Source organism: Nonomuraea terrae, assembly GCF_044465245.1.
Taxonomy (GTDB): domain Bacteria; phylum Actinomycetota; class Actinomycetes; order Streptosporangiales; family Streptosporangiaceae; genus Nonomuraea; species Nonomuraea terrae.
Map to the genome: position 1 here is coordinate 1,102,557 of NZ_JBITLL010000005.1, position 19,127 is coordinate 1,121,683.

General features: G+C 70.4%; 18 protein-coding genes. 1 reads left to right on the forward strand and 17 read right to left on the reverse strand.

Going from position 1 to position 19,127, the window contains the following annotated elements:
• Positions 1-10 precede the first annotated feature (10 nt).
• From ACIBP6_RS28830 to ACIBP6_RS28860, 7 genes are all read right to left on the reverse strand, one after another.
• The gene (locus ACIBP6_RS28830) at positions 11-553 is read right to left on the reverse strand and encodes a TIGR03086 family metal-binding protein (protein ID WP_397057011.1); all 543 of its coding nucleotides are present in this window, start codon (positions 551-553) and stop codon (positions 11-13) included.
• The gene (locus ACIBP6_RS28835; RefSeq protein WP_397057094.1) at positions 550-1,059 is read right to left on the reverse strand and encodes an isoprenylcysteine carboxyl methyltransferase family protein; all 510 of its coding nucleotides are present in this window, start codon (positions 1,057-1,059) and stop codon (positions 550-552) included. The genes ACIBP6_RS28830 and ACIBP6_RS28835 overlap by 4 nt, the downstream gene beginning before the upstream one ends.
• On the reverse strand, positions 1,059-2,078 hold the full coding sequence (locus ACIBP6_RS28840; protein WP_397057012.1) for a type III polyketide synthase: 1,020 nt from the start codon (positions 2,076-2,078) through the stop codon (positions 1,059-1,061). The genes ACIBP6_RS28835 and ACIBP6_RS28840 overlap by 1 nt, the downstream gene beginning before the upstream one ends.
• A gap of 142 nt (positions 2,079-2,220) precedes the next feature.
• Positions 2,221-3,306, reverse strand: coding sequence for a methyltransferase (locus ACIBP6_RS28845; RefSeq protein ID WP_397057013.1), 1,086 nt, complete (start codon positions 3,304-3,306; stop codon positions 2,221-2,223).
• Positions 3,307-3,506: 200 nt separating this feature from the next.
• The gene (locus ACIBP6_RS28850; protein WP_397057014.1) at positions 3,507-3,899 is read right to left on the reverse strand and encodes a DUF3224 domain-containing protein; all 393 of its coding nucleotides are present in this window, start codon (positions 3,897-3,899) and stop codon (positions 3,507-3,509) included.
• A 36-nt stretch (positions 3,900-3,935) separates the two neighbouring features.
• A complete protein-coding gene (locus ACIBP6_RS28855) occupies positions 3,936-4,718 on the reverse strand; it encodes an LLM class flavin-dependent oxidoreductase (protein ID WP_397057015.1) in 783 nt (260 codons plus the stop codon).
• A gap of 90 nt (positions 4,719-4,808) precedes the next feature.
• Positions 4,809-6,053: an FAD-binding protein gene (locus ACIBP6_RS28860; RefSeq protein ID WP_449595271.1), complete on the reverse strand. Its 1,245-nt coding sequence runs from the start codon at positions 6,051-6,053 to the stop codon at positions 4,809-4,811.
• Positions 6,054-6,111: 58 nt separating this feature from the next.
• Between ACIBP6_RS28860 and ACIBP6_RS28865 the strand changes: the two genes are divergently transcribed.
• Positions 6,112-6,459, forward strand: a complete 348-nt coding sequence (locus ACIBP6_RS28865; protein ID WP_397057017.1) for a PLD nuclease N-terminal domain-containing protein — start codon at positions 6,112-6,114, stop codon at positions 6,457-6,459.
• Between the two features lie 6 nt (positions 6,460-6,465).
• Here ACIBP6_RS28865 and araA read toward each other — a convergent pair whose 3' ends face one another.
• The 10 genes from araA to ACIBP6_RS28915 form a co-directional block, all read right to left on the reverse strand.
• On the reverse strand, positions 6,466-7,920 hold the full coding sequence (gene araA / locus ACIBP6_RS28870) for an L-arabinose isomerase (RefSeq protein ID WP_397057018.1): 1,455 nt from the start codon (positions 7,918-7,920) through the stop codon (positions 6,466-6,468).
• Positions 7,917-8,564 carry an L-ribulose-5-phosphate 4-epimerase gene (locus tag ACIBP6_RS28875; RefSeq protein WP_397057019.1) on the reverse strand — a complete coding sequence of 216 codons (648 nt, stop codon included), beginning with the start codon at positions 8,562-8,564 and terminating at the stop codon, positions 7,917-7,919. The genes araA and ACIBP6_RS28875 overlap by 4 nt, the downstream gene beginning before the upstream one ends.
• Positions 8,561-10,210, reverse strand: a complete 1,650-nt coding sequence (gene araB / locus ACIBP6_RS28880) for a ribulokinase (RefSeq protein ID WP_397057095.1) — start codon at positions 10,208-10,210, stop codon at positions 8,561-8,563. Before araB ends, ACIBP6_RS28875 begins: the two co-directional genes overlap by 4 nt.
• A gap of 68 nt (positions 10,211-10,278) precedes the next feature.
• Positions 10,279-11,262 carry a LacI family DNA-binding transcriptional regulator gene (locus ACIBP6_RS28885; RefSeq protein ID WP_397057096.1) on the reverse strand — a complete coding sequence of 328 codons (984 nt, stop codon included), beginning with the start codon at positions 11,260-11,262 and terminating at the stop codon, positions 10,279-10,281.
• Between the two features lie 65 nt (positions 11,263-11,327).
• A complete protein-coding gene (mmsB, locus tag ACIBP6_RS28890) occupies positions 11,328-12,587 on the reverse strand; it encodes a multiple monosaccharide ABC transporter permease (RefSeq protein WP_397057020.1) in 1,260 nt (419 codons plus the stop codon).
• A gap of 5 nt (positions 12,588-12,592) precedes the next feature.
• Positions 12,593-14,122, reverse strand: a complete 1,530-nt coding sequence (mmsA, locus tag ACIBP6_RS28895) for a multiple monosaccharide ABC transporter ATP-binding protein (protein WP_397057021.1) — start codon at positions 14,120-14,122, stop codon at positions 12,593-12,595.
• A 60-nt stretch (positions 14,123-14,182) separates the two neighbouring features.
• Entirely contained in the window at positions 14,183-15,301 is a 1,119-nt protein-coding gene (chvE, locus tag ACIBP6_RS28900; RefSeq protein ID WP_397057022.1) for a multiple monosaccharide ABC transporter substrate-binding protein, read from the reverse strand.
• A 194-nt stretch (positions 15,302-15,495) separates the two neighbouring features.
• Complete coding sequence (gene yjfF, locus ACIBP6_RS28905; RefSeq protein ID WP_397057023.1) at positions 15,496-16,479, reverse strand: galactofuranose ABC transporter, permease protein YjfF; 984 nt, start codon at positions 16,477-16,479, stop codon at positions 15,496-15,498.
• Entirely contained in the window at positions 16,476-17,489 is a 1,014-nt protein-coding gene (locus tag ACIBP6_RS28910) for an ABC transporter permease (RefSeq protein ID WP_397057024.1), read from the reverse strand. The genes yjfF and ACIBP6_RS28910 overlap by 4 nt, the downstream gene beginning before the upstream one ends.
• Positions 17,490-18,998, reverse strand: coding sequence for a sugar ABC transporter ATP-binding protein (locus ACIBP6_RS28915; RefSeq protein WP_397057025.1), 1,509 nt, complete (start codon positions 18,996-18,998; stop codon positions 17,490-17,492). It lies immediately after the preceding gene.
• Positions 18,999-19,127 lie beyond the last annotated feature (129 nt).

Here is a 19,127-nt window from a genome sequence, read left to right on the forward strand (position 1 = left end):
AACGGCGGGATCACGCCTTCCAGGCCGGGTCACGCCCGATGACGCCGAGGAACCGGTCGAGCACCGGCGCGTCGGCCGGCACCGGCACCTCCGGGCCGAACGCGCCCCTCTCGCGGCCCGTCGGCGCCATCTTCGAGCCGAACTCCAGCAGCACCGCGGCCGTCTTCTCCGCCACCTCGTAGTCGCGCCCCGTCGCCTTGGCGAGATCCCATCCGTGGGCCACCAGGTCGGTCAGCGCCATGTTGGCGAGCACCGGCTTCGGCAGGCCCATGGTCCGGCTGGCGCCCTCCCACGCCTCCGGAGCCTCCCAGGCGGCGAGCATCCGCTCGGCCCGCTCGCGGAAGTCGCCGGTGTATTCGTGCTGCGGGGGCATCCCGCCGTCGCCGGCCAGCGACACGAACAGGTCGGCGCCCCACTCCAGGTGGGCGATCAGGGACTTGACGTCATAGGCGGCGCACGGGGTGGGCAGCCCGAGCTCGTCGTCGCGCAGGCTCTCGACCAGCGCGGAGGTGCGCGCGGCGGCCTCGCGCATCATCGTCAGCGTCTCGTTCATGACCTACAGAGTGCCAGGGCCGAATCCTCCACGCGCACACGAATCGTGAGAAGGACCGCGTTCACCGCGGTGAACACCAGCGCCGTCAGCCACGCCGAGTGGACGAGCGGCAGCGCGATCCCCTCCGCGACCACGGCGACGTAGTTGGGGTGCCGCAGCCACCGGTACGGCCCCCGGTCGACCAGCGGCATCCCGGGCACCACGACGACGCGGGTGTTCCACCGCCGGCCGAGCGTGCCGATGCACCACCAGCGCAGCCCCTGGGCCAGGACGACGACCGCGAGCATCGGCCAGCCGAGCACCGGCACGAACGGCCGGTCGAGCAGCCACACCTCGGCGGGCGCCGCCACCAGGAGCGCGACGTGGGCGGCGACGATCCAGGGGTAGTGGCGCCTGCCGTACTCGACGCCGCCCTTCGACCTGGCCCAGGCCAGGTTGCGGCGGGCCACCACGAGCTCGGCCAGCCGTTCGAGCACGACCAGGCCGATGAGCAGCGCGTACGCCATCACCAGTGCAGCAGGAGCAGCTCGGCGGAGAATCCGGGGCCCAGCGCCATCAGGACGGCGGGGGCGCCGGAGCGGCCGCGGGTCTGCTGAAGAACGTGCAGCACCGAGACCGACGACATGTTGCCGTGCTCGCGCAGCGAGCGCCAGGTCAGGTCGAGGGCCCGCGGCGGGATGCCGAGCGTGTCCACGATCTTCTCGATGACCTTGGGGCCGCCTGGGTGGCAGACCCAGGTGGGGACCTGGTCGGGCGTCAGGCCGTAGTCCGCCAGGAACCGCTTGATGTCGGCGGCCAGCACCTGCTCGACGAAGCCGGTCAGCTCGGCGTCCAGCACGATGCGGAAGCCGCGCTCGCCGACGTCCCAGCCCATGAGGTGCTCGGTGCCGGGGTAGAGCTTGCTGCGGGTGGCGACGACCTCCGGGCCGTGCCCGCGTCCGGTGGCCACGACGGCCGCCGCGCCGTCGCCGAACAGGCCGCTGGCGATGAGGTTCGCGATCGAGGTGTCGTCGCGCTGGATGGTGAGCGAGCACAGCTCGACGCAGACCAGCATCGCGACGTGGTCGGGCCAGCCCCGCAGGTAGTCGTGCAGCCGGGAGAGCCCGGACGCGCCGGCCGCGCAGCCCAGCCCGAACACGGGCACCCGCTTGACGTCAGGACGCAACCCCACCCGCTGCGCCAGTCTCGCGTCGAGTGACGGCGTGGCCAGGCCCGTGGTGGAGCAGAGCACCAGGTGGTCGATCTTCTCGGGCCGCATGCCCGACTTCTTCAACGCGCCGCGCATGGCCTGCTCGGCGAGGTCGAGGGCCGCTTCGACGTACGCGTCGTTGGCCCGGGCGAACGAGTCGAGCTTGGCGTAGCCGTCCAGCGGGAGGGCCAGGTTGCGTCCCTGGACGCCGGTGGCCGCGTGAAATCGTTTCAGCAGCTCCTCGTCGCATTCGGTCAGCCGGGAGAACGCCTCGGTGATCTCCGCCTGCTCGTAGCGGTGATCGGGCAAAACGGTCTGTACCCCCGCAATATGCATATATCTCTCCTGCCGCAAAGCAGGCCCGCCTAACATACGAACCACTTCACGCCGCCACGCCCTCCCCGCCCGCGTCGCTTCCGTCCTCCAGCAGGAGTGAGGAACGGCACGGCGCAGGTGCGCCGCTCGGGGTGAGCCGGCGTCAGGAGGTCAGGCGCCAGAGGGACGTGACCTCGGCGCTGCGCGCCACATGCAGGGGGTCGGCGGGGTCGCGGGGGCGATGGTGGTTCGGGGTGGTGTCCAGCCGGCCGGTGACGCGCAGGCCGGCCTGCGCGAACTCCTCCAGGAGCTCGGCACGGGTGCGGAGGCCGAGGTGTTCGGCCAGGTCGGACAGGATGAGCCAGCCCTCGCCCTGTGGCTCCAGGTGCGCGCTCAGCCCGGCCAGGAAGGCGCGTAACATCCGGCCGCCGGGGTCGTAGACGGCCTGGTCGAGCGCGGAGGCGGGCTTGACGGGCAGCCACGGCGGGTTGCAGACGATCAGCGGGGCGCGGCCCGGCGGGAAGAGGTCGGCCCGCGTCACCTCGACCCGTCCGGTCAGCCCGAGGCGGGCGACGTTGTCCGCGGCGCAGGCCACCGCACGCGGATCGATGTCGGTGGCCACGACACGGCGGACGCTCCGCCGGGCCAGCACGGCCGCCAGCACGCCGGTGCCCGTGCCGACGTCGAACGCCAGCCGGTCGCCGGGCAGCGGCGCGCGGTCCACCAGATCGACGTACTCGGCCCTGGTCGGAGGGAACACACCGTAGTGGGGGTGGATGCGGGCGCCGAGCGCCGGCACCAGCACGCCCTTCTTGCGCCACTCATGCGCGCCGATCACGCCGAGCAGCTCACGCAGCTGCCCGACCGCCGGGGACGCGTCGGCGCCGTACGCCTCGGCGCAGGCATCACGGACGTCCGGCGCGCGGGGCAACTCCACGACGTGCCCCTCGGCGTACGGGACGAGCAGCATGCCGAGCGTGTGCGCGCGCTGCGCGCGGGCCTGGCGGTGGCGGTGGAAGCCGCCGCCGGGCGGGGCCGGCTTGCAGCGGCGGCCGAGCGCGGCGAGCAACTGGCGCGCGTTGTGGAAGTCACCGCGCCACAGCAGCGCGGTGCCCTCGGAGGCCAGCCGGTACGCGGTGGCGGCCCGCATCCGGTCGTCGGCCAGGACGACGCGCCCAGGCGGCGGCACACCCAGCGCCGAACGCCAGACCGCCGATCGCTCAACCCCCGCCTCGGTCCACCGGATCATCAGACCCCGACCGTTTCACGAGTCGCGCCTCATGGCCACTTCTTTTCGCCCGGCCCGTCGTCGAGCCGGCGGCCCACCCGGACCACGAAGACACCCTCTGGCCCCCGGGGGGCGTCGAGCATGAGTGACGGCGCCACCGCCCTGGGTCCCCCGCGACGCTTCCGTCCGGAGGATCCGCGGCGAGCTCCCGTGGCCGGCCGTCAGAGGGTGTAGTCGAACGTGTAGTGGTGGGTGCCGTCAGAGTCGATGGTGATGTCCAGCTCGCCCCGCAGCCCCCGCAGCTCGCCGGTCGCCGAGTCGGGCACGACCGAGACCCGCAGCGACTGCCCGCCACGGTCGCTCACCGCGTTGTGCTGGACGACGAAGCCGCCGGCCCGGCCGTCCAGGGTGCCCTCGACGCGTTCGAGGGCGACGTACGAGCGTGAGTCCTCCACCGGCGTGGTCGCCACCATCATCGTGACGACGCTCGTGCCGGCGAGGTCGCCCTCGAAGGTCTTGGTGAGGGTCACGACCCCCAGCGTGACGCCGTCGCGGTCGTCGAACGGCGGTTGCGGGGTCCAGCCGGCGGTCTCGAAGGTTCCCTTTGCGGTCATGGGAAGGAGCATGCCGGTCGTACCTGTCACATCACGTCAGGTACCCGCGAGACGCTCCACGACGGGCGCGAAGTCGTCCATGAACTGTGCGTTCACCGTCACATAGGACACCCCGAGCCGGTCCCTGCGGCGCAGAAGGGTGTCGGCCATCTCGGCGGCGGTGCCGGTCAGGATGCCGGTGCCGGTGCGGCCGAAGCGGGCGAGCGCCCAGTCCGGCGGCTCGGTGCCGGCGCAGGCCAGGTTCATGTTGAGCTCCAGCGCGGGGAAACGGTCGCCGGCCAGCTCGTACAGCTCGTCCACCTTGGCCGCCACCTGTTCCTCGGTGGTCTGCGGCGGCACGCCCAGCGCCACGGTGTCGGCCTTCTGCCCGGCCAGCCTGAGCAGCCGGGTGCCGGACGCGGCCACCATGATCCGCACGTCCTTCACGGCGTCGATGGTGTCGGAGAGCCGCTCGATGCGCCGGCTCGGCGTGCCGAACGCGACGCCGAGCGTGGCCGCGTCCCGTTCGGCGTCCGGCCGGCCGGCGCCGAGACCCAGCTCGAACCGGCCGTCGGTGAGCGTCTGCAGGGTGGCGGTCTCCCACGCCACGGCCGCCGGCGTCCGGTTGGGGGCGCTGAGCACGTACGTGCCGACGCGCAGGGTCGTGGTGGCCGTCGCGGCGACGGCGACGGCGGTGAACGGCGCCTGCGTGGCCAGCGTGTCGGGCACCAGGAAGGTCGCGTATCCGAGGCCCTCCGCCCGGCGGGCCAGGCCGGTCCACGCGGCCGCGCCGGGGGCCTGCCAGCCGACCACGCCGAACCTGAACGGATGATTCGTCATGCCCTCACGATCGCCCACGGGCACGGCCGCCGCATCGTCCTCCGGACCGGTGACCGGCTACCTCGTGAGGCGCACGGCGCCGGGAACGGCCTACTCCGCCAGCAGTAGCCGGGTGAAGTCGTTGGCGAACTTGCCGTCCGGGTCGAGCCGGCGCGCCAGCTCACGGAAGTCGTCGGGGCACGCGGGCCACCGGGTGAACAGCTTCCCCCAGTGCGGCAGCGGCCCGTACGGCGCCAGCGTCTCCTCCACCAGCTCCAGCACCGGCATGACCCCGGCGACGTCCTTCTTCCAGGTGAAGTGCACGCCCACGGCGTCGCGCCCGCGGAACGGGCTGAGCCACAGCTCGTCGGCGGCGATCGAGCGTACCTCGGAGATGTGCAGGACCGGCCGGATGCGCTCACCGATCGCGAACAGCGCGCGCAGCGCCGCGACCGCGTTCTCCCTCGGCAGCAGCAGCTCCGACTGCAGCTCGTCGCCGGCGCCGCTGGGCTCGTGGTCGGCGCGGAAGTGCGGCAGCCGCTCGTACCAGGGGCCGGGGACGCCGAGCTGCTGCGTGCAGCTGTCGGCCGGCATGCCGGGCAGCGGGTGGCGGGGGCCGTCGGCGGGGCGGGTGCCGTACCAGTCGGGGTCGGTCAGCTCCTCGGCGCGCTTGACCCAGACGCGGGTGTCGCGCCAGTCGGTGAACAGGCTGACGCTGTAGCCGCTCGACATGATCGCGTCGAAGTGGTCGAGGGCGTCCAGGGGCAGGCCGTCGCGGACGTACTGGCGCAGCTCGAAGGCGGGCACCAGGTCCAGTGTGAGCGAGGTGACGACGCCGAGGGCACCGAGCGCGACGACCGATCCGGGGAAGTCGGCGTCGCCGCGCGAGAGCGACAGCAGCGAGCCGTCGGCCGTGACGAGCTCGATCCCCGACACGGCGGCGGCCAGGCACGGGACGGCGTCGCCGGAGCCGTGCGTGGCGGTGGCGACCGAGCCCGCCACGGAGATGTGCGGCAGCGAGGCCATGTTCGCCAGCGCGAACCCGGCCTCGTGCAGCAGCGGCGCGAGCCGCGCGTACGTCACGCGGCCGCCGACCCGCACGGTGGCCGCCGCGGCGTCGATCTCCGCCCGTTCGGGCATCCGGTCCAGCACGACCAGCTCGCCCGTGGTGTCGGCGACGTGGTTGAAGGAGTGTCCGCTGCCCAGGGCCCGCACGCGCGGCGAGGAGGCGACGAGCCGCCGGAGCTCGTCCAGCGAAACCGGATGATGGACGTCTTTAGCCTGAAAGACGGTGTTTCCCGCCCAATTGGTCAGCGTCACGGCCTTACCTTCCCACAGCAGGTTCCTCAAGAACATCCGCTTGTCAGCACAGCCGGTGCCCGCTAGGTTCTGGTGCCGCTGACGGAGGTGTGCGGTGCTCTATCTCTCCCAGGCCGCCGGCCTGGCCACGCTCGTGCTCTGGCTCTACTGCCTCTTCGAGGCGATCACCACGCCGGAGGAGCTCTGCCGCAACCTGCAGAAGACCCTCTGGGTGATCATCGTGCTCTTCCTGCCGCTGATCGGCTCGGTCGCCTGGCTGGTGGCGGGCCGCCCCGAGCGGCTGCGCCCGGCCACCGCCCGGCCGAGCGCCTTCCCCGAGTACGACCGCCCCGGCCGCTTCGCCGCCACCGACCCCGACGACGACGAGGAGTTCCTGCGCCGCTGCCGCGAGCGCGCCGAGGAGCAGCGCAGGAACGCCCCGAAGAAGCAGGACGACGACTAGAAGCGACTAGAAGCCCTGGGCCAGGCGGTAGTACGCCTGGTTCCAGCGCAGCTCCTTCGTCAGCCGCTCGGTCGTCGTGTCGGCGTCGATGACCACCAGCTCCACGCCCAGCATCTCGGCCAGGTCGGTCAGCTCCTCGCGGCCGACGGCCTTCGACAGCACCGTGTGGTGCGGCGCGCCGGCGGTGAGCCACGACTCGGTCGAGGTGCGCAGGTTCGGCCGCGGGCGCCACACCGCGCGGGCCACCGGCAGCTTGGGCAGCGGCTCCGGCGGCGCCACAACGTCGATCTCGTTGGCCACCAGCCTGAACCGCTCGCCCATGTCGGCCAGGCCGACGACGATGCCGGGGCCGGGCTCGGCGTCGAACACCAGCCGCACCGGGTCCTCCCGGTTGCCGATGCTGAGCGGGTGGATCTCGCACGACGGCCGGCCGGCCGCGATCGACGGGCAGACCTCCAGCATGTGGGCGCCGAGGATGAGCTCGTTGCCGGGTGTGAGGTTGTAGGTGTAGTCCTCCATGAAGGAGGTCCCGCCCGGCGTCATGGCCTTGAGCGTGCGCAGCAGCACCGAGGTCTTCCAGTCGCCCTCGCCGCCGAAGCCGTAGCCGTCGGCCATGAGCCGCTGCACGGCCAGGCCGGGCAGCTGGCGCAGCCCGCCGAGGTCCTCGAAGTTCGTGGTGAACGCCTTGAACCCGCCCGCTTCCAGGAAGCTCCGCAGGCCCAGCTCGATGCGGGCGGCGTAGCGCAGCGACTCGCTCCGCTCGCCGAGCAGCTCGGGGGTCACGGTGTACTGCTCGGCGTACTCCTTGACCAGCGCCGTCACGTCGGCGTCGGAGGCCGCGTCCACGGCCTCGACCAGGTCGTTGACGCCGTAGGTGTTGACCGAGACGCCGAAGCGCAGCTGCGCCTCGACCTTGTCGCCCTCGGTGACGGCGACGTCGCGCATGTTGTCACCGAAGCGGGCCAGCTTCAGCGTGCGCAGCTCGGCTGCGCCCCGGGCGGCGCGCTCCCAGGCCAGGATGCGCTCGGCCACGGCGGGGTCGCTGACGTGTCCGGCCACGGTCTTGCGCGGCACGCCGAGCCGCGTCTGGACGAACCCGAACTCGCGGTCGCCGTGGGCGGCCTGGTTGAGGTTCATGAAGTCCATGTCGATGGTGCTCCACGGCAGCTCCACGTTGGCCTGCGTGTGCAGGTGGAGCAGCGGCTTGCGCAGCGCGTCGAGCCCGGCGATCCACATCTTGGCCGGGGAGAAGGTGTGCATCCACGCGATCACGCCGGCGCACGCGTCGTCGGCGTTGGCGTCGAGCATGATCCGCCTGATGGCCGCGGCGTCGGTCAGGACGGGCTTCCACTCCACCTCGACGGGGAGCTGCGCGGCGATGCCCTGCGACTGCTCGGCAACCTGACGCAGCGTGTCCTCGCCGTACAGTCCCTGACTGCCGGTCAGAAACCAGATCTTCAACGCGGGCTCCTCTGTCCGTAGACGTTCTGATAGCGGTCGTACAGGCGGTCGATGTCGTCCTGCGCGATGGGCAGCGGGGTGCCGAGCTGGCGGGCCACGTGCACCGTGCGGGCCACGTCCTCGCACATGACGGCGGCCTTCACCGCGGCCTTCGGGTCCTTGCCGATGGTGAAGACGCCGTGGTTCCGCATGAGGACCGCCGGGGAGCGGTGGCCCTTGAGCGTCTCGACGATGCCCTGGCCGATGGAGTCGTCGCCGATCAGCGCGAACGGGCCCACCGGGATCTCGCCGCCGAACTCGTCGGCCATCGCGGTCAGCACGCACGGGATGGCCTCGCCGCGCGCCGCCCAGGCCGAGGCGTAGGTGGAGTGGGTGTGCACGACGCCGCCGACCTCGGGCATGTTGCGGTAGACGTACGCGTGCGCGGCCGTGTCGCTGGACGGGGCGTGCTCGCCCTCCACGAGGTTGCCGTCGAGGTCGCAGACGACCATGTTCTCCGGCGTCAGCTCGTCGTAGGAGACGCCCGACGGCTTGATGACGAACAGGTCCGCACCGGGGACGCGCCCCGAGACGTTGCCGGCCGTCCAGGCGACCAGGTTGTAGCGGACGAGCTCGGCATGCAGGTCCGCAACGATTTTCCTCACTTGCTTGCCTCGTTCCTGATCGCTCGGAGGGTGTGCAGCATCCGCCCGTCGGCGAAGAAGTCGTGGAGCCGGCGGTACTCGGCGTAGAGCCGGTCGTAGGCGTCGGCGCGGGCCGTGTCGGGCACGTACGCGTTCTCGGTGCGCTTGCCCATGGCCGCGGCGGCCTCCTCGATGCCCGGGTAGGCCCCGGCGGCGACGGCGGCGTGGATCGCCGAGCCGAGCGCGGGCCCCTGGTCGGAGCCGATGACCGACAGCGGCCGGCGCAGCACGTCGGCGTAGACCTGCATGAGGAACGGGTTCTTCAGCAGCCCGCCGGCCACGATGAACTCCTCGACCGGCACGCCCGCCCGCTCGAACGTCTCCACGATCATCCGGGTGCCGAACGCGGTCGACTCGATGAGCGCGCGGTAGACGTCCTCCGGCTTGGTGGCCAGGGTCTGGCCGACGATCACGCCGGAGAGGTTGTGGTCGACCAGCACCGAGCGGTTGCCGCCGAACCAGTCGAGCGCGACGAGCCCGTGCTCGCCGACCTCCTGCTTCTCGGCCAGGGTGGTGAGGTACGCGTGCAGGCCCTGCTCGCCGGCCTGCGCCACGTAGGAGGCGGGGACGTGGTTGTCCACGAACCAGGCGAAGATGTCGCCGACCGCGGACTGCCCGGCCTCGTAACCCCACAGGCCGGGCACGATGCCGTCGCGGACGACGCCGCACATGCCGGGCACCTCCGCGAGCTGGTCGCTCGGCATGATGTGGCAGGTCGAGGTGCCCATGATGGCCACCATCTGGCCGGGCCTGACGGCGTCGGCGGCGGCGGCCGTGACGTGCGCGTCGACGTTGCCGACGGCCACGGCGACGCCCTCGGGGACGCCGGTCCACGCGGACGCCCGGGCGGTCACCCGGCCGGCGAGCCCGCCGAGGTGGGCCAGCGTGACGCCGCCGACCTTCTCGCCGACCGCGCCGGTGGCGAGCTTGCCGACGAAGCCGGCGAAGCCCGGGTCGAGCTCGGCCAGGTACTCCTCGGACGGGTACGCGCCGTCCTGGAAGATCCCCTTGTAGCCGACCGTGCAGATGTTGCGGCTCTCGACGCCGGTGAGCTGCCAGATGATCCAGTCGGCCGCCTCGATCCAGCGCTCGGCCCTGGCGTACACCTCGGGGGCCTCCTCCAGGACCTGCAGGGCCTTGGCGAACTCCCACTCCGAGGAGATCTTGCCGCCGTAGCGCGGCAGCCAGCCCTCGCCGCGGCGCGCGGCCAGCTCGTTGATCCGGTCGGCGTGCGGCTGGGCGGCGTGGTGCTTCCACAACTTCGGCCAGGCGTGCGGCTCGTCGGGCGTCTCGAAGCACAGCGGGGTGCCGTCGGCCGTGGTGGGCAGCACGGTGCAGGCCGTGAAGTCGGTGCCGATGCCGACGATCTCCTCAGGACGTACACCGGCGGCGGCGATCGCCTGGGGGACGGCGTTGCTGAGCACGTCGATCCAGTCCTGCGGCGACTGCAGCGCCCAGTCGGGCCCGAGGCGCACGCCGGAGCCGGGCAGCTCGTGCTCGATGACCCGGTGGGCGTACTCGTGCACGGCGCTGCCCAGCTCCGCGCCGTCGCTCACGCGGACGACGACGGCACGGCCGGAGAGCGTGCCGAAGTCCACTCCGACCACGTAACTGTTAGCGTTCACATTGAACTCCAGGGGTTTCCGGGGGCATGCCCATCATCTACCTGACCGCCCTATCGAGCAGGGGCCGTGCTCGACCGGACGACGAAGCCCGGCGGCACGACCAGCCGTTCGGCCGTGGCCGGTCCCATGTCGATCTGCCGCAGCAGGACCTCGATGCACTGCCGGCCCACCGCGGCGAAGTCCTGCCTGACCGTGGTGAGCGGCGGGGAGAAGAACTCCGACTCCGGGATGTCGTCGAAGCCCACCACGCTGATGTCGTCGGGAACGCGCACCCCCTTCTCCGACAGGGCGCGCAGCACGCCGAGTGCCATCTGGTCGTTGGCCGTGAAGATCGCCGTGACGCCCTTCATCGCGGCCAGGCTCTTGCCCGCCTCGTAGCCGGCCCGCGGGCTCCAGTCGCCGGCCAGCGGCTCGGGCACGGGCCTGCCCGCCTCCTCCAGCACCGCGCGCCAGCCCGCGATCCGGCCCTCGGTCTCCAGCCAGTCGGTCGGGCCGGTGACGTGCCAGACCGTCTCGTGGCCCTGGTCGAGCAGGTGGCGGGTGGCGAGCCTGGCGCCCTGGACCTGGTCGATGCAGACCACCGGCACGCAGGCGTTGTGCATGCCCTCGACCGCGACCGCCGGCATGCCGGACGGCAGGTTGTCCAGGGCGCGCCAGGCCGAGCGCTGCGGCGCCACCACCACGACCCCGTCGACGCCCTGCTCCGTCAGGTAGCCGATGGCGTCGCGCACGTTGTCGCTGTCGATCGACTTCAGGCTCACGATGCTGACGAAGTAGCCGGCGGTCCTGGCCGCCTGCTCGATGCCGTAGATCGTGCTGGCCGGGCCGTACAGCGTGGTGTCGAAGCTCACCACGCCGAGGGTCCGCGACCGCTTGGTGACCAGGGCACGGGCCACGAGGTTGCGCCGGTAGCCCAGCCGGGTGATCGCCTCCTCCACCCGGGCGCGGGTGTCGGCCCGGACGTTCGGGTGGTGGTTGAGCACCCGGGAGACCGTCTGGTGCGACACGCCGGCCTCCCTGGCCACGTCGGCCATGACCGGCAGGCGGCGCTTGGGGGTCGTCACGGTCTCTCCTTTCCCTGGGCTTCGAGGATCTTATTTCAGCGCGTAACTCCGGCCCTGCGCTTGGTCCAGACGTCGAAGGCGACGGCGGCGAGCAGGACGATGCCCTTGACGAGCATGACGCGCTCACTGGGCGAGCCGATCAGGGACATGCCGTTGTTGATGACCGCCATGATCAGGCCACCGGTGATCGCGCCGACGACCTTGCCGACGCCGCCCTGGACGGCCGCGCCGCCGATGAAGGCCGCCGCGATGGCGTCCAGCTCGAAGCTGTTGCCCGCCGTGGGGCCCGCCTGGTTGAGGCGGCCGGCGAAGATGATGCCGGCGATGGCCGACAGCACGCCCATGTTCACGAAGATCCAGAAGACGACCGACTTGACCTTCACACCGGACATGACGGCCGCCTGGAGGTTGCCGCCGATGGCGTAGATCTGCCGGCCGAAGACCGTGCGGTTGGCCATCAGGGAGTAGGCCAGGACGAGCACCGCCAGCAGCACGAGCACCCACGGCAGGTTCTTGAACCGGGCCAGCTGCACCACCAGGAAGAGGATCAGCGCCGCGCCGGCCGCCAGCTTGAGCACGAACAGCGCCATCGGCTCGACCGTCTGGCCGTAACCCTTGCGGGCGTTGCGGCTGCGCCACTGGGAGGCGAACATGCCGGCGATCGCCACCAGGCCGATCAGCAGGCTGAACAGGTCGGCGCCGCCGAGCGGGCCGAGGCCGATGTTGCCGAGGTAGCCGTTGGTGAAGCCGTTGGCCAGCGTACGGACCTGGTCGGGGAACGGGCCGATGCCCTGGTTGCCCAGCACGGTCAGGGTCAGTGCGCGGAACAGCAGCATGCCGGCCAGCGTCACGATGAACGCCGGAATCCCGAAGTACGCGATCCAGTACCCCTGCCAGGCGCCGATGAGCGCGCCGGCCACGAGCGTGATCAGCAGCGCCAGCGGCCACGGCAAGCCCATGTTGACCATGAGGACCGCCGACAGCGCTCCCGTGACCGCCACCACCGAGCCGACCGACAGGTCGATGTGACCGGCGATGATGATCAGGATCATCCCGATCGCGAGGATCAGGACGTAGGAGTTCTGGACGATGATGTTCGAGATGTTCTGCGGCGTGAGCAGCGCGCCGTCGGTCAGCACCGAGAACAGCGCGATGATCAGGGCGAAGGCGATGTAGATACCGCTCGATCGCAGGTTGAGCGAGAGGCCGCCGAGCGACACCCGGCCCGGCTGCCGTGGCGCTCCCCCGTCGCCCTTGGCGCCGACCTCCACGTCGGCGGGCGTGATGCTGCTCATCTGAGCTACTCCTGTCCCTTGGTCATGAGGTGCATGAGACGTTCCTGCGTGGCTTCCCGGCGCGGCACCTCGCCGGTGATGCGACCCTCGGAGAGGGTGTAGACGCGGTCGCACAGGCCCAGCAGCTCAGGCAACTCCGAAGAGATCACCAGCACGGCCTTGCCCTCGTCGGCGAGGCGGTTGATGATCGTGTAGATCTCGTACTTGGCGCCGACGTCGATGCCCCGGGTGGGCTCGTCGAGGATGAGCACGTCAGGCTCGGTCAGGATCCACTTGGAGAGCACGACCTTCTGCTGGTTGCCGCCGCTCAGCTTGCCGACGACGCTGTCGACGCTGGGCGCCTTGATGTTCATGCTCTTGTGGAACTCCTCGGCGACCTTGTACTCCTCGTACTCGTTGACCCAGCCGCGCTTGGCCAGCCCCTGGAGTCCGGCCGCGCTGATGTTGCGCTTGATGTCCTCGATGAGGTTGAGCCCGTACCGCTTGCGGTCCTCGGTCGCGTAGGCGAGGCCGTGCCTGATCGCGTCCTGCACGTTGCGGATCTCGACCGGCTTGCCGTCCTTGAAGATCTTGCCGGAGATGTTCACGCCGTACGTGCGGCCGAACACGCTCATCGCCAGCTCGGTGCGCCCGGCGCCCATCAGGCCCGCCAGGCCCACGATCTCGCCGCGGCGCAGCGTGAGCGACGCGCCGTCCACGACCTTCCGGCCGGGCTGGCTGGGGCTGTAGACGGTCCAGTCCTCGATGCGCAGCGCCTCCCCGCCGATCGTCGGCTCGTGCGGCGGGAAACGGTTGTCGAGTGCGCGGCCGACCATGCCGGCGATGATGCGGTCCTCGGTCACGTGGTCCTCGGCCATGTCGAGGGTCTCGATCGTCCGGCCGTCACGGATGATCGTGACGGAGTCGGCGATGGCGGTCACCTCGTTCAGCTTGTGGGAGATGATCACGCAGGTGATGCCCTCGTCCCGCAGCCCGCGCAGCAGGTCGAGCAGGTGGGCCGAGTCGTCGTCGTTGAGCGCCGCGGTCGGCTCGTCGAGGATGAGCAGCTTCACCTCCTTCGCCAGCGCCTTGGCGATCTCGACGAGCTGCTGCTTGCCGACGCCGATGTCGGCGATCGCCGTCGTCGGGTTCTCGTCGAGGCCGACCCGACGCATCAGCTCGGCGGCCTCGTAGTTGGTGCGGTTCCAGTCGATCAGGCCGCGCCTGGCGCGCTCGTTGCCGAGGAAGACGTTCTCCGCGATCGACAGCTGCGGGCTGAGCGCCAGCTCCTGGTGGATGATGACGATGCCGGCGCGTTCGCTGTCGCGGATGCTGCCGAATTCGCAGCGTTCGCCCTCGAAGAGGATCTCGCCCTCGTACTCGCCGTACGGGTAGACCCCGGACAGGACCTTCATCAGCGTCGACTTGCCGGCGCCGTTCTCCCCGCATATGGCGTGGATCTCGCCCCGTCGGACCGACAGGTTGACGTCCTGCAGCGCCTTGACGCCGGGGAACGTCTTGGTGATCCCGCTCATCCGCAAGATGTGCTCGGTCATATGCCCCTCGCTCAGGGAGAGCCCCGGGGACGGCCGCTCGCCGTTCCCCGGGGCAGGCCCTTACTTGAGCTGGTCCTCGGTGTAGTAACCGGCTCCGACGATCTCTTCCTGGTAGTTGCTCTTGTCCACGATCACGGAGTCGAGCAGGTACGAGGGCACGACCTTGGTGCCGTTGTCGTAGTCCTTGGTGTTGTTCACCTCGGGCTGCTGGCCCTTCAGCACGGCGTCGGCCATCTTCACGGTCTGCTCCGCGAGCTTGCGGGTGTCCTTGAAGATGGTGGAGTACTGCTCACCGGCGATGATCGACTTGATCGAGGCGAGCTCGGCGTCCTGGCCGGTCACGATCGGGTACGGCTGGCCCGCGGTGCCGTAGCCGGAGCTCTTGAGCGCCGACAGGATGCCGATCGACAGGCCGTCGTACGGCGAGAGCACACCGTCGACCTTGGTGCCGCCGGTGTAGGTCTTGGTGAGGATGTCCTCCATGCGCTTCTGCGCGGTGGCCGGGTCCCAGCGCAGGATGGCCGCGGTCTTGAAGTCGGTCTGGCCGCTCTTCACCACGAGCGTGCCGTCGTCGATCTTCGGCTGGAGCACCGACATGGCGCCGTTCCAGAAGAACGTGGCGTTGTTGTCGTCGGGCGAGCCGCCGAACAGCTCGATGTTGAACGGACCCTTCTCGCCGTCCTCGACGCCCAGGCCCTTGAGCAGCGAGGTGGCCTGCTGCACGCCGACCTTGGCGTTGTCGAACGTGGCGTAGTAGTCGACGTTCTCGCTGTTGCGGATCAGCCGGTCGTAGGCGATGACCGGGATCTTGGCGTCGGCCGCCTGCTGAAGCTGGGAGGTGATGGCGGTGCCGTCGATCGAGGCGATGATCAGGAGCTTGGCGCCCTTGGTGATCTGGTTCTCGATCTGGTTGGCCTGCGTCGGGATGTCGTCCTGGGCGTACTGGAGGTCGACCTTGTAGCCGAGGGCCTCGAGCTGCTTCTTGACGTTGTCGCCGTCATGGATCCAGCGCTCGGAGGACTTGGTGGGCATGGTGACGCCGATCAGGGCGCCCGCGTTGCCGGCCGCCGCGGACCCGGAGGCTTCGGCGTCGACGGTCTTCGTGCTCGAGCCACACGCCGTCATGGTCACGGCGAGCGCGATGGCGGACACCACGCCCCCGATTCGTCCCAACCTCATTGTGATCTCCTTGCGATGGGGGTCGCGGCAGCGCTGGACGCGGCGGCTGCCGGTTAGAGTGAAGAACTCGCTCACGGAACGTGACAAATGGAACGAAAGTCCCCGTTCGTTCCGCCGATTGTTATCGTTAACAACGTCTATGTCAACGGTTGAAGCTAACCTGGCGGAAACGTTCCGGTAACTTTTCATGCAGGTCAGCGCCGTGACCCTCCGGAGAACAGGCGTTGCAGGACGATGAAGACGAAGAGCAACATTCCGATGAAGATCTTGGTCCACCAGGACAGCAGCGTCCCCTCGAAACTGATGATCGTCTGAATCAGGCCGAGCACGAGCACGCCCAGCACGGTGCCGAGCAGGAAGCCGCTGCCGCCGGTCAGCAGCGTGCCGCCGATGACCACCGCCGCGATCGCGTCCAGCTCCATGCCGACGGCGTGCAGGCCGTAACCCGAGAGCATGTAGAACGACAGCAGCAGCCCGCCGAGGGCCGAGCAGAACCCGCTGATCGTGTAGACCGCGATCTTCGTCCGCCCCACGGGCAGCCCCATGAGCAGCGCCGACTGCTCGTTGCCGCCGGTCGCGTAGACCGTCCGGCCGAAGCGGGTGTAGTGCAGCACGTACGCCGCCACGAGCACCACCACCACGGCGATGACCACGCTCGGCGAGATCCACAGGTCGGCGAACAGGTCGATCCTGGTCTGGGCGAACACGGTGAACGCCGGGTCGGCGATCGGGATCGAGTCGGTGCCGATCGTGTAACACAGCCCCCGGGCCAGGAACATGCCCGCCAGCGTCACGATGAACGGCTGGATGTCGAAGGCGTGCACGATGTACCCCATCACCAGCCCCAGCCCCGACCCGACGGCCAGCACCAGCGGGATCACCAGGTACGGCGGCCACCCCGGCCCCTCCATGAGGCCGGCCGCGATCATCGTCGACAACGCGACCACCGACCCGACCGACAGGTCGATGCCCCCGGTGAGGATCACGAACGTCAGCCCGATCGCGACCACCAGCAGGAACGCGTTGTCGATGAAGACGTTCAGCACGACCTGCCCGCTGGCGAACCCCTCGTAGCGGATCCCGCCCGCCGCGAACATCGCCACGAACAGGCACCCGGTCACCAGAACCGGCAGATACTTCGCGGGCACCCGCCCGCGGCCGAGCGTCAGCGTGCTCACGTGGTCACCCGCACCTTCTCGTCCGTGGCCGGGGCGGGCGCGACCGCGCGTCCGCGCCGGTGGAACACCTTCTCGCGGAACGACGGCGACTGGATGAGGCAGACGGCCGCGACCACCAGCGCCTTGAACAGCAGCGTGGTCTCCGGCGGGACGCCGATCGAGTAGATCGTCGTGGTCAGGGTCTGGATGATGAGCGCGCCCAGCACCGTCCCGGCCAGCGAGAACCGGCCGCCGGCCAGCGACGTGCCGCCGATCACCACGGCCAGGATGGCGTCCAGCTCGATCCACAGGCCGGCGTTGTTGCCGTCGGCGCTGGAGACGTTCGAGCTGATCATCAGCCCGGCCACGCCCGCGCACAGGGCGGCGAACGCGTAGACCATGACGATGATCCCGCGCGAGCGGATGCCGGCGAGCCGGCTCGCCTCCGCGTTGCCGCCGACCGACTCGATCAGCATGCCCAGCGCCAGCCGCCTGGTCAGGAACGCGGTGACCGCCAGCACCACGGCCACGATGACGATCCCGAACGGCACGGTCAGCCAGTAGCCGCCGCCGATCATCTTGTACGCCGGGCTGTTGACCGTGATGATCTGCCCGCCGGTGATGAGCTGGGCCAGGCCCCGCCCGGCCACCATGAGGATGAGCGTCGCGATGATCGGCTGGATGCCGATGCCCGCGACCAGGAACCCGTTCCAGGCCCCCAGCAGCAGGCAGAGCCCGAGCGCCAGCACCACCGCGGTGAACAGCCCGGCGTCCTGGCTGATCTGCAGACAGGCCAGCGCCCCCGAGATCGCCACGACCGAGCCCACCGACAGGTCGATGCCGCCGGTGGCGATCACCAGCGTCATGCCGATCGCCACCAGGATCAGCGGTGCGCCGAAGCGCAGGATGTCGATCAGGCTGCCGTACAGGTGGCCGTCCCTGACCTGGATCGAGAAGAAGCTGGGCGTGAAGAACACGTTCAGGGCCAGCAGCAGCACCAGCACCGCCGCCGGCCAGACCAGGCGCCTCACCTAGGCTCGACCTCCGCTCGCGATCGTCTCCATCAGGACGTCGGTGGTCAGCCGGTCGTCGTTGGGCAGCTCCGCCACCAGGCGCCGATCGCGCAGCACCTCGACCTTGTGGCTCAGCCGCAGCACCTCCTCCAGCTCGGCGGAGATGAACAGCACCGCCATGCCGCCGTCGGACAGCTGGGCGACCAGCCGCTGGATCTCGGCCTTCGCCCCGACGTCGATGCCCCGGGTGGGCTCGTCGAGGATGAGCAGCCGGGGCGCGAGGATCAGCCACCGGGCCAGCACGACCTTCTGCTGGTTGCCGCCGCTGAGGTTGCGGACGAGCTGCTCGGGGTTGGGCGGGCTGATCTTCAGGGCTTGGACGTACCGGCTGACCAGCTCGTCCTGCTGCTCGCGCGGCACCGGACGGGTCCAGCCGCGGGTGGCCTGGAGGGCGAGGATGATGTTCTCGCGCACGGTGAGGTCGGGGATGAGCCCGTCCTCCTTGCGGTTCTCCGAGCAGAACGCGATCTTGTGGTTCATGGCCGCGCGGGGCGTGCGCAGCGACACCGGTGTCCCGCCGACCGTGATCTCGCCCGTGCTCGCGTGGTCGGCGCCGAACAACAACCGGGCGACCTCCGTACGTCCCGAGCCCAGCAGCCCGGCCAGGCCCACGACCTCGCCCTCGTGGACGGTGAGGGTGAACGGCTCGACGGCGCCCGCCCTGCCGACGCCGCGCGCCTCGACCAGCGGCCGGTCGAACGTCTTGTGCTCGCCGTGCAGGCGTTCCAGCGCGGCCAGCTCCTGCCCGATCATCTTGGCGACCAGGCGCACGGGGCTGAGCTCGCGGGTCGGGTACTCCCCCACGAGCCGGCCGTTGCGCAGGATCGTCATCCGGTCGGAGATCTCGTAGACCTGGTCGAGGAAGTGGGAGACGAACAGGATGGCGATGCCCTGCTCCTTGAGCCGCCGCAGCACCCGGAAGAGCTGGGCCACCTCGTCGGCGTCGAGGCTGGAGGTGGGCTCGTCGAGGATCAGCACGCGCGCGTCCACGTCGATCGCCCGCGCGATCGCCACCATCTGCTGCACGGCCAGCGAGCACGACGACAGCGGCGCCGACACGTCGAGGCCGAGCTCCAGCCGCGACAGCAGCTCGGCGGCCCTGACCCGCATGCGCTTCCAGTCGATGCGGCCGCGGCGGCGCGGCTCGCGGCCGAGCAGGATGTTCTCGGCCACGGACAGGTTCGGGCAGAGGTTGACCTCCTGGTAGACGGTGCTGATCCCGGCCCGCTGCGCCTCCAGCGGCCCCCCGAACGCGACGGTCGCGCCGCCGAGCTCGACCGTGCCCGCGTCTGCCGGATACACCCCGGTGAGCACCTTGATCAGTGTGGACTTGCCCGCCCCGTTCTCTCCCATGAGCGCATGCACCTCGCCGGGCAGCAGCCGCAGGTCCACCCCGTCCAGCGCGGTAACCCCCGGAAACCGCTTGCAGATCCCCTTCATCGTCAAAACCGCCGCGGCTTCACCCATCTCCACCTCCTCACCCCTCTCTCCATCCGCCCGACGTGCCGCAAGCGGGCCGCGGCCTCCACCCGAAAGCAGAAGCCCGCCGCCCCCATCCCGATCCAGCCGAACCCACCTCACGTACGGGGGAACTCC

Coding starts and splice junctions, on each gene's coding strand:
- ACIBP6_RS28830 (WP_397057011.1), bottom strand. CDS start 553: ATGAACGAGACGCTGACGATGATGCGCGAGGCCGCCGCGCGCACCTCC.
- ACIBP6_RS28835 (WP_397057094.1), bottom strand. CDS start 1,059: ATGGCGTACGCGCTGCTCATCGGCCTGGTCGTGCTCGAACGGCTGGCC.
- ACIBP6_RS28840 (WP_397057012.1), bottom strand. CDS start 2,078: ATGCATATTGCGGGGGTACAGACCGTTTTGCCCGATCACCGCTACGAG.
- ACIBP6_RS28845 (WP_397057013.1), bottom strand. CDS start 3,306: ATGATCCGGTGGACCGAGGCGGGGGTTGAGCGATCGGCGGTCTGGCGT.
- ACIBP6_RS28850 (WP_397057014.1), bottom strand. CDS start 3,899: ATGACCGCAAAGGGAACCTTCGAGACCGCCGGCTGGACCCCGCAACCG.
- ACIBP6_RS28855 (WP_397057015.1), bottom strand. CDS start 4,718: ATGACGAATCATCCGTTCAGGTTCGGCGTGGTCGGCTGGCAGGCCCCC.
- ACIBP6_RS28860 (WP_449595271.1), bottom strand. CDS start 6,053: ATGTTCTTGAGGAACCTGCTGTGGGAAGGTAAGGCCGTGACGCTGACC.
- ACIBP6_RS28885 (WP_397057096.1), bottom strand. CDS start 11,262: ATGGCCGACGTGGCCAGGGAGGCCGGCGTGTCGCACCAGACGGTCTCC.
- mmsB (WP_397057020.1), bottom strand. CDS start 12,587: ATGAGCAGCATCACGCCCGCCGACGTGGAGGTCGGCGCCAAGGGCGAC.
- mmsA (WP_397057021.1), bottom strand. CDS start 14,122: ATGACCGAGCACATCTTGCGGATGAGCGGGATCACCAAGACGTTCCCC.
- chvE (WP_397057022.1), bottom strand. CDS start 15,301: ATGAGGTTGGGACGAATCGGGGGCGTGGTGTCCGCCATCGCGCTCGCC.
- ACIBP6_RS28915 (WP_397057025.1), bottom strand. CDS start 18,998: ATGGGTGAAGCCGCGGCGGTTTTGACGATGAAGGGGATCTGCAAGCGG.